Source organism: Clostridium sp., from assembly GCF_036781005.1.
In the GTDB taxonomy this organism is placed as follows: domain Bacteria; phylum Bacillota; class Clostridia; order Clostridiales; family Clostridiaceae; genus Clostridium_B.
In genome coordinates this window covers 60570-73188 of sequence record NZ_DAIQBT010000011.1, presented here as the reverse complement: position 1 = coordinate 73188, position 12619 = coordinate 60570, and the positions used below count along the sequence as shown (strand labels likewise).

General features: G+C 30.2%; 11 protein-coding genes. All 11 read right to left on the bottom strand.

Translation table 11 applies throughout. The features are described from left to right. Positions 1-104 precede the first annotated feature (104 nt). Positions 105-515 (bottom strand): spore cortex biosynthesis protein YabQ, encoded by a 411-nt coding sequence (gene yabQ, locus V7Q02_RS06555; protein WP_333860203.1) that lies wholly within the window; start codon positions 513-515, stop codon positions 105-107. Positions 516-546: 31 nt separating this feature from the next. Beyond that, entirely contained in the window at positions 547-837 is a 291-nt protein-coding gene (gene yabP, locus V7Q02_RS06550; protein ID WP_333860202.1) for a sporulation protein YabP, read from the bottom strand. Between the two features lie 63 nt (positions 838-900). Then, positions 901-1146, bottom strand: coding sequence for an RNA-binding S4 domain-containing protein (locus V7Q02_RS06545; RefSeq protein WP_333860201.1), 246 nt, complete (start codon positions 1144-1146; stop codon positions 901-903). A gap of 101 nt (positions 1147-1247) precedes the next feature. After that, positions 1248-1523: an HU family DNA-binding protein gene (locus tag V7Q02_RS06540; RefSeq protein ID WP_011988753.1), complete on the bottom strand. Its 276-nt coding sequence runs from the start codon at positions 1521-1523 to the stop codon at positions 1248-1250. Positions 1524-1933: 410 nt separating this feature from the next. Next, positions 1934-3382, bottom strand: a complete 1449-nt coding sequence (mazG, locus tag V7Q02_RS06535) for a nucleoside triphosphate pyrophosphohydrolase (protein ID WP_333860200.1) — start codon at positions 3380-3382, stop codon at positions 1934-1936. 13 nt (positions 3383-3395) lie between these two features. Further along, complete coding sequence (locus V7Q02_RS06530) at positions 3396-4931, bottom strand: putative polysaccharide biosynthesis protein (RefSeq protein ID WP_333860199.1); 1536 nt, start codon at positions 4929-4931, stop codon at positions 3396-3398. 165 nt (positions 4932-5096) lie between these two features. Then, positions 5097-5648, bottom strand: coding sequence for a stage V sporulation protein T (gene spoVT, locus V7Q02_RS06525; protein WP_333860219.1), 552 nt, complete (start codon positions 5646-5648; stop codon positions 5097-5099). Between the two features lie 234 nt (positions 5649-5882). Further along, positions 5883-6908, bottom strand: a complete 1026-nt coding sequence (locus tag V7Q02_RS06520) for a peptidylprolyl isomerase (RefSeq protein WP_333860198.1) — start codon at positions 6906-6908, stop codon at positions 5883-5885. Positions 6909-6983: 75 nt separating this feature from the next. Next, positions 6984-10505, bottom strand: a complete 3522-nt coding sequence (gene mfd / locus V7Q02_RS06515) for a transcription-repair coupling factor (RefSeq protein WP_333860197.1) — start codon at positions 10503-10505, stop codon at positions 6984-6986. 248 nt (positions 10506-10753) lie between these two features. Beyond that, entirely contained in the window at positions 10754-11317 is a 564-nt protein-coding gene (gene pth / locus V7Q02_RS06510; RefSeq protein WP_333860196.1) for an aminoacyl-tRNA hydrolase, read from the bottom strand. A 99-nt stretch (positions 11318-11416) separates the two neighbouring features. Further along, entirely contained in the window at positions 11417-12607 is a 1191-nt protein-coding gene (locus V7Q02_RS06505; protein ID WP_333860195.1) for a S1C family serine protease, read from the bottom strand. Between the last annotated feature and the right edge of the window lie 12 nt (positions 12608-12619).

Sequence of the window (12619 nt, the reverse complement as noted above, 5' to 3'; positions counted from 1 at the left end):
ATTTAGAATATTTATAGCATATACTTTTTTCAATAAACATTACTAATTTATTAACTACAAAACATTATATTTATATTGTAATTTGATTTTTCATTTTCTTCAAGTTAATTTTTATAATTTTTTTTATTTTTTCTTGCTATATTATAAATAACATACTGAAATGGATAACATAATATATTTATAATCACTCTTAAAGTCCTTCCCCACATCCTAAACAATTTCTTGTGAACTTTTATAAACATATTACTAAAAAACCTCATATATATATATATACCTACTGCCAATAATACATATGCATACATCCCCATATATGCATAATTGGTACAAAGTAAAAATATAAATACAATTATAGCAGTAAATATCCAAAAGAGCGTGTCTTCTATTAACATTATTATTCTGCTTAAATTAGAGTATCCTCTTATTAATCTATAAAAATCAAATAATATCCCGGTTATTATTCCTGCCATAATACTAAATATTATAAGTCGAATTTGTTCTTCTATTGATATAATCATAATAACCCTTTCCTAAATAGCCATATCTTTATTATTTAAATATCTTTGATATTAAATTTTGTCTCTTTTTTTTAGGTTCACTGCTTATATACACACAGGCATTTATAACTCCCATAATAACAACATCCCCATTTTGCACATCCAGCTTATTCATTTTCAGATCTTTTCCTTTTATATTGAGGGTTCCAAGATTAGTATTTAAAACTATTTGGTCTTCGTTAAAACTAACTACTTCTACTATACCCGTTAAAATTAGCTTTCTCCTATTTTCAAGACTCAAAATACTCTTCTTATGTTCTATATTTATTTCCTTCTTCTCCATAAAACATCCCCTCCACATATAATAAATATATGTAAAGTGAATAGATTATATTACCATATATTCTTAATCTGGAATTATTTCATACATACTTTGAACTTCTTCTTTTTTGACATGATTTTGAATATCTATAATTTTTGCCTTTAAGGATCTATTTGCATATTTTATCTCTATTATGTCTCCTTCTTTAACTTCTGAACTAGGTTTGGCTACTTTACCATTTATATTAACCCTTCCACCTTCGCAGGCTTCCTTTGCTATGGTTCTTCTCTTTATTATTCTAGATACCTTAAGATATTTATCCAATCTCATAAATTTAATCCTCCTAATCCAATACTTATTTAGCTTGTTGTGATTACATATCTAAAAAGGAAACGTCTGGATCTTCATCCAGACGTTTTGTATAAACCATACTATTTATTTACTTTATCTCTAAATTCCTTACCAGCTTTAAATACAGGAACTGTTGATTCTGGTATGTTTATTACTTCTTTAGTCCTTGGATTTCTTCCAACTCTAGCAGCTCTTTTTCTTGTTTCAAATGTTCCGAACCCTACTAATTGAACCTTTTCTCCTTTTTCTAATGTTTCCTCTACACTTTCTATGAATCCCTTTAAAGCTGCTTCTGCATCTTTTTTAGTTAACTTGGATTTTTCTGCTATACCAACAATTAATTCTGATTTATTCATCTTTTTACCTCCTCTTATTTTTATAGATAAAAGTACACAAATATACATACCTATACTATAAACGAAGCTTTGGCTATTCTTAAATTAAATTTTAACTAAAGTTTAATTTAATCAACAAATACAGGTTCACCCTTGTATCTTATGATAATAAATATTTATTATCAATTGTATGTTGAGAATACCTATTTTAAATACATTTGTATTATTTACAAATATTAAATTACAAAATATGTGGATGAACCTTAAACACATCAGATAATATGCAAAAAATATTTACTATATTATTTATGTATATTTGTACATATCTCTAAAACTATTATTGTCCCTAAATTACTAAACATACTTTTTATATGGGTATATTAGCATATTCTATACACAACTAAAAATTCCTTCTTTTTTATACAAAGTATTTAAAACTTATTTTTGGCTTTCTCCCAAAGTTCATCCATTTCATCTAAAGTCATATTTGCCATATCTAGTCCATGCTCTATAGAATTTTCCTCTATATATGCAAAACGCCTTATAAATTTCTCTATAGTATAATTTAATGCAAACTCGGGGTCAATGTCAAGGAATCTCGCAACATTTACACAGGCAAATATTAAATCCCCTATTTCTTCTAATATTTTTACCTTTTGTTCACCTTTATATACCTCTTTAACTTCATAATATTCCTCTAATACCTTATCTAAGGCACATTCCACCTTTTCCCAGTCAAAGCCTACCTTTGCGGCTTTTTCCTGAACCTTAAAAGCTCTCATTAAAGCCGGTAAAGTTTTAGCTATATGTCTAAGTTCATCTGTATATGTTTTTAATCCCTGTTCCTTTTTCTTTATTTTATCCCAGCTTATAAGCACCTCCTTAGAATTATGAATTTCCATATTTCCAAATACATGTGGATGTCTCTTTATCATTTTATCACATATAGCCTTAATTACATCATTTATATTGAAAAAACCTTCCTCTTTTCCTATTTGGCAGTGAAAAATCACCTGTAGTAATACATCCCCTAATTCTTCTACTAGTTTTGTATCATCTTTTTCTTCTATGGATTCTATTACTTCATAACTCTCTTCTATAAGATATTTTTTTAAACTATCATGATCTTGTTCTCTATCCCAGGGACATCCTTCTTCACTCCTCAACTTTTCCATTATATCCACTAAGTCCTTCAAATCATAGATTATTTCTGACTCTTTAGGTATATACACCGAAGTTAAATAATCTATATCCTCTTGTCTATCAAGCTCATATAATTTAATTTTTCGTATACTTTCTATTTCTTCAACCCCCGCAGCTCTTATAAAAAATATATCTGTATCATCATTATAGTATTCCATAAGTGCCAACTTTACCTCTGACGCAATTAATCTATCATATACCTGGATTATTATCATCCCCATCCGTTTATCTGCACAATTGCTTTTTATGTCAAAAGCATCTATTATTTTTACTCCCTCAACTACATCTATTTTTAATCTTTCCATAATTACATCTATAAAACTAACTGAAGGTATTATTTTTACATTTATAGATTGTTTTTCGCATAATTCTAGCAATGACATCACAGATTTTTCTGCCACTAGTGGATGACCTGGTACCCCATAAACTATTTCTTTAAATTGCTTTTCCTTAAATATTAAGTCTTTTACAATATTACTATATACATCTTCAAAATTCTTTTCTTTTTCGTATATATAATCATAAGTTTCAAAATTAATACCTAATTGCTTTAAATAGCTTACAGTGGGATGTTTTTCTGTTCTTAAATAAATTTTATCCGTATTTTTTAATATATTAATGGTACCAATGGTAAGAGAATCTGGAGAACCAGGGCCTAATCCTACTATTTTAATCACTTACAACCTCTCCTTATTTCTTTAAAAATTTATCTTTTATATAACCATATTTAAATATGCCAAATACAACTATAAGAGGCACATATATAATTAAACCTGAAATAATAGATAAAAAACAGGCTATTTTACTACTCATGGTATAATTATAGACGTACCAATATATAATTACAACAGCTCCTATCATAAAAAAAGAAGCAAAGGCAGGTTTAATCATGGTTTGAAAATAATTTATTCTTATTTTCAGCTTTTTAGTTAAAAATAATATATTCAAAACACATGCTAGGGCATATCCACCTATACTTCCTAAAATCGCTCCATAAATATTTACAGAAGGTACAGGTACCATAGATAAAGTTATAATTATTTTCACAATACATCCCAAAGCTAAATTAAATACAGGTCTGATATAATATCCTACTCCCTGTAATATAGCAGTGGATGTCTGTACTAATACTATAAATGGTATAGATAATGCCGAATATTGTAATATATTAAAACCTGCAGACTGTCCTGAAAATATTAGATCTAAAATTGGATATGCCAAAGTATATAATCCCAACATAGATGGAAATGCAATTACATTGGAAAGTTTAAAGGATACATCCACTTTGTTTACAACTTCAATTTTTTTATTCAATATATGGTACTCTGCAATTATGGGCATTAAAGAAGCACACAATGCAGCAGACAATGTTAAAGGTACATTTATTAATATAAAAGCTTTTCCTGTAAGTTGCCCGTATAATATTGCAGCATCTCTATATGTAAATCCAGCTTCTAATAACTTTTGAGGTACCAAAGCCGAGTCTATAAGACTCATTATACTGCTTACAGCCGCTCCTAAAGATACGGGAACTGCTATGTATAGTAATTTGGTCAGTATTTCTTTATTATCTGACACTTTACATACCTTTATCTCTTTTCTTACGTGAATATACTTTATCATCAAGTATACTCCCCCAAATAGCCCTCCTGCAGCTGCTCCTAATGCTGCTCCTCCTGCAGAATACTCTATACCCTTAGGCAAAAGTACATATGCAAGTCCAACACCTACAAGTATTCTCCCTATTTGTTCTAACACTTGAGATACAGCGGTATAATTCATATTTTGAAGCCCTTGAAAAAAACCTCTAAAGGCACTCATTATAGATATAAACATAGGTGCAAATGCAATTGCTACCAGAGAATAATAGGATTTTTTATCCCATTTCAAAAAATGTATAATTGGATCAGAAAATATAAGAAGCATAGCTGTAAAACCTGTCCCTAAAACAAACATCAAAAGCACGGATTTTCTAAATACCTGAATTACTCCCTCATAATCCCCTGTGGCATTTCTTTCAGATACCATTTTAGATACTGCTACTGGTATACCAGACGCTACAGCAATAAAAAACATATATAATGGGAAAGACATCTGGTAATATCCTACTCCTTCATCTCCAATGAGCATTTGAAGGGGCCATCTAAAAAATAATCCTAAAAATTTAGATATTATGCCCGCCATTCCTAATATAACAGTTCCTTTTATAAGCGATTGTTTTTTCATAAATACCTCCAGCTTATTATATTCCAAAACAATTTATTTCCCTGTTTATAATTATTTAAAACTGGAGACTATTATTACTTGAAGTGAATATTTTTTATATTTAAGTCAATAATGTCTTAATGTATAATTATATAAAAATAAAATGGCAGCTATGCTGCCACTTAACTATTGTTCCATTTGCTTTCCTAAAAAGGATGATGCAGTTTCAGCTAATTTAATTTCCACATCTCCAAATTTGGCTTCTTCTTTTGATACTATTATTACAGCTCCAATTGCATCTCCTCCTGCTATTATAGGACATATAACCTGTGCTGAGTACTTTCCTTCTATGTCCTCATCATCATATAGTGGTATAACTTGATTTTCATCCCTGCACACAGATACTGTCTTTCTATCTTCTATAAGCTTTTCTAACTCAGGGCTTATTTTCTTTTCTATATATTCCTTTTTTGGTGTACCAGTTACAGACACCACACTATCTTTATCACAAATCATAACTATGTGACCTATAGTCTGTTGGAGTGATTCTGTATAGCCTTTTGAAAAATCACTTAATTCTCCAATAGGTGAATATTTTTTTAGTATAACTCCTCCTTCTCTATCTGTAAATATCTCTAAAGGATCTCCTTCTCTTATTCTAAGAGTCCTTCTTATCTCTTTGGGTATAACAACTCTGCCTAAATCGTCTATTCTTCTAACAATTCCTGTTGCTTTCATACTCAATTGATTCCTCCTTAAAAATTATATATAACTTGTATTATTATTATCTTTCTAAACATGAAATTTTATACACAATTGTTATTTAAATTAGAAAAAACCTTAAAAAAAACTGTAATACTACATACTACAGTTTTTTTAAGGATTTTTATTCCAGAAATATTGCTAAGCAATTCTATAAGTTCTCACATTAAGTATAAAATTTCCAGGAATCAATTGATATGTATCCTAATTTTATATGATATTTTTCTCTTTTTTAGTTATTGTAGAAGCTTTTTTCCATTCCTGAATTTTTTGAGAAACTAAACTGTTCTTTTTATCACTTTCAAGTTGCGTTTTTATTTGAGCCTTAACTGAACTAAGAGCCTTAACTGGATATTCTTCTTTCTTTATACACTTTATTATATGATATCCAAAACTGCTTTTAACAGGTGCTGATATAGCCCCTTCTTTTAATGCCAGAGCTCCTGCCATAAAATCAGCATCATATCCTGAATCATTATAATTTATAGTTCCTAAATCTCCACCTTTATCCTTACTAACAGTATCCTGTGAAACTTCTTTTGCAACTTTTGCAAAATCTTCTCCAGAATCCAGTCTTTGTTTGACTTTCTTAGCTTCAGCTTCAGTTTTTACCAGTATATGAGCCAGATGCATTTTATTAGGTTGTTCCGTATATTTACTTTTATTGTTATTATAATAATCTTCTATTTCTTTATCCGTTATTTTTATATTCTTTGAAATGTTTTCAGTTACTTTTTCAAGTGTCTGCTGAGTTCTCAGCTGAGATAAGAACATAGCCTTAAATGATTCTTCGGTAAATCCTTGTGCCTTTAAAGCAGTATTAAATTGCTCTGTATCATCATTAAAGTTCTGTTTCTTAATCTGTGCAATTTGGGTTTCCATATCAGATTTAAGTTTAGTTTCCTCTGGAGAAAGCTTTAATTCCTTGGCTTTTTGTGCAACTACTTTATTTGTAATTAAATTGTCAAGTATCTGTTCTTTCTGAATCTTTATAGTATTAACTGCATCTTCATTTTCTTTATAGTTTTCCCCATATTGCTGCTTAACTTGAGTCATCAACTGTATTGTATTTGGATCTTTATCTAAATCACTTCTTGTTATCTTTTCCCCATTAACCTCTGCTACAGTACTGCTTGCTATGGCCTCTGGTGTTTTTTCTATCATATTGCACCCAGTTACTGAAAATACAAATACAGCTATAAGTGCAGTAACCATCAATCTTCCTATACTTTTCAAAATTTATTCCCCCACTTTCTTCAAATTTTACAAAATACAAATTCATTTTAACATAAAAGTATTTTTACTACAAAACTATTTTTGTTCATATATTTGTATCATATATTTAACAATTTCCTTAACATTACTCAAAAGATTTTCTCTCTTTACACCTTTTAATGTATATCCAAAACTAGGTTTTTTATTCATTTTTAAAACTATTTTGCCAGCATAATTTTTAATCAGCGGTTTTAATATATTTTTGCCTATCCTATCTTCATTTTGGAAAGTAAAAATCACTTCATTTTTTAACTCCTTTATGGATTCTATACCCAATTCCTTACCTATACTTCTTATATAAGCTATATCCATCAAATTACATACAGATGGAGGTATATCATAGAATCTATCCTCCAATTCCTCTTTTATATCCATCATATCTTCATAGGAACTTATAGCTGCTATTTTCTTATAAACTTCTATTTTTTGAACTTCATTTCCTATGTAATTATCTGGTATATATGCATCTACTTTTAACTCCACTGTAGTTTCTACAGGTTCTTTATCTATCTCACCCTTTATTAATTTTATGGAATCCTCAAGCATCCTACAATAAAGGTCATATCCCACAGCTGCCATATGACCATGTTGTGAGGAACCCATCATATTACCTGCTCCCCTTATCTCAAGATCTTTCAATGCTATTTTAAATCCAGAACCCAATTCAGTAAACTCCTTAATAACTTTAAGTCTTTTCTCTGCCACTTCTTTGAGAACTTTATCCTTACGGTAACTTAAATAACAATATGCTATTCTATTAGTTCTCCCTACTCTTCCTCTTAACTGATACAATTGGGATAATCCCATTTTATCAGCATCATATATCACCATGGTATTTACATTTTGTATATCCATACCTGTTTCTATTATAGTAGTAGATACTAAAATGTCATACTTATTCTGCATAAAATCCATTATTATTGCCTCAAGTTCTCTTTCTTGCATCTGGCCATGGGCCACTGCCACTTTGCCTTCTGGAATTAGCTTAGCTATATAAGATGCCATTTCCTTTATACTCTCTACTCTATTATATACAAAATAGACCTGTCCTCCTCTGCTCAATTCCCTTAAAACAGCATCCCTTATAAGCTGATCATTATATTCAACTACATAAGTTTGTATAGGGTATCTTTCATCTGGAGGTGTTTCTATAACACTTATGTCTCTAACTCCTACAAGTGACATATGAAGTGTTCTTGGTATCGGGGTAGCACTTAAAGTCAATACATCTACATTCTTTCTCATCTGTTTAATCTTCTCTTTATGGCTGACTCCAAACCTTTGTTCTTCATCTATAATAAGAAGTCCCAAATCCTTAAATTGTACATCTTTTTGGAGTATTCTATGGGTTCCAATAAGTATATCCACTTCTCCCATTTTGACTGCTTTTATTGTAGTTCTTTGTTGCGCAGCAGTTTTAAATCTACTTATCATATCTATTTTTACAGGAAAATCATAAAATCTTTGGACAAAGTTATTATAATGCTGCTGAGCCAATATTGTAGTTGGAACTAAAAAGGCTACTTGTTTTCCATCCATTACTGCTTTAAAAGCGGCTCTTACAGCAACTTCTGTTTTGCCATACCCTACATCCCCACAAAGTAATCTATCCATTACCTTATCAGATTCCATATCCATCTTTATATCCTGTATAGTTGATAATTGATCCGGAGTTTCTTCATAAGGGAACTCATCTTCAAATTGCTTTTGCCATATGGTATCTTTTGAATATTTATATCCTTTTAGGGTGGACCTTATTGCATATAGTTTTATTAAATCCTCCGCCATTTGCTCTATTGATTTCTTTGTTTTCTTTTTAACTTTACTCCAATCTGAACTTCCAAGTTTGTTTATCTTTGGACTTTTGCCCTCTGATCCTATATATTTTTGTACCATATCAAGTTGTTCTACTGGTACATACAACTTATCTTCACATTCATACATAAGTTCTAGATAATCTTTTTTATGCCCTTGAAGTTCCAGCTGTTTTATGCCCTTATATACTCCTATACCGTGATTCACATGGACTACAAAGTCTCCCGGTTTTAATTCTGTAAAACTCTTAATTTTACTTGTTCCTTTTTTGTTAATTTTTCTTATATTTTTTCTTTTAGCTTTTCCAAAAACCTCCTTATCGGAAATAACACTTATCTTGAGCTCTGGATATTCAAATCCTTTTAATTGATTTCCAAAGGTTATCACCACTTCACCAGATTTAATTTCATCTACTACATCTTTATAACTGCTTTCAATGCCATTATCTCTTAAGGTATCTACCAACCTTTCTCCTCTTGCCCTTGTGCCAGATAAGATTAAAATTTTAAAATTTTTAGATTTCTTATGCTTTATTTCTTCAATAAGAAGTTCCAATTTACCCTGGTAATTATTTAAAGTTATCTGGGTAAAATTCACTATTAATTTTGGTGAAAGAACTTTTGTAGATTTTGCAATAGCATCTAATATAATAACTCTCCTACGGTTAACTTCATCAATTAATTCAGATCTATCAAGCAGCATTTTACTCTGTCCTGGCAAAACATTGCCTCTTTCCAGAAAGTTTTTATAATTTTCTAGAAACTCAAAATATACACTATCCAGTTTTCCACTACATCTTTTTACATCATCTACAACTACAAAATAATCTTTTACATAATCTAAAAAAGACGAGGTATGTTCATAAAAATAAGGTAGGAAACTATCTATACTTTCAAATGTCCAAGTTTCTTCAAGATTTTCTAAATTTTTATTTATTATTGTTTTTATTTTTTCCATTCCCTCATTATTTTCATTTTCTTTTAGTCTTTCTACTATAGATACTAAATCATTTTTTATTTGGGCTTTCCCTAATTTAATCCGTTCTCTATCAAATATAATTTCCTTAGCAGCAAATATTTCTATATCATTTACTTTTTCAATACTCCTTTGAGATTCCAGATTAAAATTCCTGATAGACTCTATTTCATCCCCAAATAATTCAATTCTATAGGGCTCCTGTAAAATAGGAGAATATATATCCATTATTCCCCCTCTTATAGAAAATTGCCCTTTTCTCTCTACTATATCCGCCCTCTCATATCCACACTGTATTAATTTTTCACTAATATTTTTAAAATCTACTTTGTCACCTACAGATAGCTTAAATATATACTTATTATATAATTCTGGAGGTATATATATTGAAGCTAAAGATTCTACACAAGTTATTATAATTTTTTTCCCTGGATTCAACATCTCTCTTATAACTTTTAATCTTTCCCATCTTAAATCTCCAGATATAGCATCTATATTGTAAAATACCACTTCTTTAGTAGGAAAATAATATACCTGCGGTAAATAAAAAGACAAATCCTCATATAATTTTCTAGCCTCTACATCACTATGGGTAACAATTAAAAAAGGTCTGTCCTGTTCATTATATACTGCATATATCAAATAACTTCTGGAAGATTCCGAAAGCCCAAATACTGCTATAGGAAACTTCCCTTTGTCTATGCCAATCATAATATCTTTAAATCCACTGTTTTTCCTAATAGGTTCTATAAGTCCATCTAGTCTCATTTTAACAACCCCTATACATTTATTCATAAAAAATCAAACGCACAATAACCGTTAGTTTCTCCAATATTAAAGAAACCAAACGGTTTGAAGTAACGTTATCAAGTGATTCCTAGGCTCAGGTGGAACTTGCTTATAAGAAATACGCAATACCCAAGCAGAAAGAAACTTATCCAAGGGCATAGCAATGCTTATCCCCCCACTTTGAAGAAGATGGGGGTGTTAGCTAACCTAGCCTTCGGATAAAAATTTTACAGTCTAAATCCATTAAACCTATTCATAGCTACTTCTATTCCAAAATTTATTATACATTCCAATGCTTCTGCACTAGTTTTTAAAACCTTTTCTATACTGGCTCTATTACTTTCTGAAAACTTTCCAAGAACATAAGATATAATATCTATATCAGGATGTCCAATACCTATTTTTATTCTTGGAAATACATCTGTTCCTAAATTTAATATAATATTTTTTATCCCATTATGTCCTCCAGCACTTCCATGAACTCTTATTCTAAATCTTCCAATATCTATATCTATATCATCATATATAATTATTATATGATCATTTTCAATCTTATAAAAACTTGCCGCTTCTCTCACACTTTCCCCACTTAGATTCATATAAGTAGAAGGCTTTAATAATATAACCTTATTTTGTCCTATAAACCCTTCTCCGTAATTTCCTTTAAATTTTTCCCTATTTAAGGCAATATTATACTTCTTGCTCACTAAGTCTATAAAATCAAATCCAATATTGTGTCTCGTATGATGATATTTAACCCCTATGTTTCCTAACCCAACTATCAAAAACATATTCTTACTCCAATCTCAGCTTCAAATCAAATTATATTCTTAATAATATATTATACTAAAAAATATAAATAATAAAGAGACTTACTAATGGCCTCTTTATTATTTACTTTCCTTATTTTCAGAAAGAACTATTTCTATTTCTATTATTTTACCATTTCTCCATATTTTACCTGTAACCTTATCTCCTACTTTATGCCCTTGTATTATCTCTTCTACATCTGATAAACTCTTCACTTTTTTACCATCTATTTCCGTTAATATATCTGTGGGCTTTATACCAGAAATTGCAGCACCGCTATTTTTCTCTACCTGTTGTATATATACACCTTGAACATTATTATCCTGTGATGTTACACTTTCACCATATATACCCAAGTAAGGTCTTGAAACCTGACTAGAATTCATAAGTGATTTTATTATATTTTTAGCATCATTTATATTTATCGCAAAACTTATACCTTCTACATTGGAATCCGAGCCCATCTTTAAACTGTTAATGCCTATAACATACCCTTTTATATTACAAAGAGCGCCACCACTATTTCCTGAATTTGTAGCTGCGTCTGTTTGAATAACTCTGTATACAGTTCCATTATACTCTATTTTTCTATTCAATGCACTTATTATACCTGCAGTAACACTTGGAAACTCCTGACCCAAAGAATTTCCTAATGCAATTACAATATCCCCTACTTTTAATGTTGAAGAATCTCCAAATTTAACTGCAGGAAGATTTTTAGCCTCTACTTTTATCACAGCCAAATCAGCCTGCTGGTTAACTCCAAGTACAGAAGCATCCAAAATTTTTCCGTTGGAAAGCCTTACTGTAACCTTATCTGCACCATCTATTACATGATAGTTAGTAGCTATATATCCATTGGAATCAACTATTATGCCAGATCCACTTCCCACATCCTGTAATCCAAAATATCCTTCTGTCTTGTTACTTATGCCAACTATAGACAACCCTACTGTTTGTGCAACTTTTGATATGGAGTTTGTATATATGCTGTCTTCAGATGCATCCTGTTGTTTTTTACTGCTACTATCAGATTCCACCAACAACTGATTATCAGGTGTATAGATTTTAGTATTTTCCTTTTTATTTGCAATATATGCCCCAGATATGCCTCCTGAAACGGCTGCCACCAATATAAAACAACACAGTCTAAATAATGTTTTCATAGTTGAGCGCCTATTCATACTTATAAATTTTATTTTTCCACTGTTTGTGTCTACTTTTTCCCAGTAAACATCCTTTATATCATCATATCTGTTGTTATCATTCATCAAATACACCTC

Excerpts from the sequence above, each read along its gene's own strand:
- yabQ (WP_333860203.1), bottom strand. The coding sequence starts at position 515 with ATGATTATATCAATAGAAGAACAAATTCGACTTATAATATTTAGTATT.
- pth (WP_333860196.1), bottom strand. The coding sequence starts at position 11,317 with ATGTTTTTGATAGTTGGGTTAGGAAACATAGGGGTTAAATATCATCAT.
- V7Q02_RS06540 (WP_011988753.1), bottom strand. The coding sequence starts at position 1,523 with ATGAATAAATCAGAATTAATTGTTGGTATAGCAGAAAAATCCAAGTTA.
- V7Q02_RS06530 (WP_333860199.1), bottom strand. The coding sequence starts at position 4,931 with ATGAAAAAACAATCGCTTATAAAAGGAACTGTTATATTAGGAATGGCG.
- mfd (WP_333860197.1), bottom strand. The coding sequence starts at position 10,505 with ATGAGACTAGATGGACTTATAGAACCTATTAGGAAAAACAGTGGATTT.
- V7Q02_RS06545 (WP_333860201.1), bottom strand. The coding sequence starts at position 1,146 with ATGAGATTGGATAAATATCTTAAGGTATCTAGAATAATAAAGAGAAGA.
- yabP (WP_333860202.1), bottom strand. The coding sequence starts at position 837 with ATGGAGAAGAAGGAAATAAATATAGAACATAAGAAGAGTATTTTGAGT.
- spoVT (WP_333860219.1), bottom strand. The coding sequence starts at position 5,648 with ATGAAAGCAACAGGAATTGTTAGAAGAATAGACGATTTAGGCAGAGTT.
- V7Q02_RS06505 (WP_333860195.1), bottom strand. The coding sequence starts at position 12,607 with ATGAATGATAACAACAGATATGATGATATAAAGGATGTTTACTGGGAA.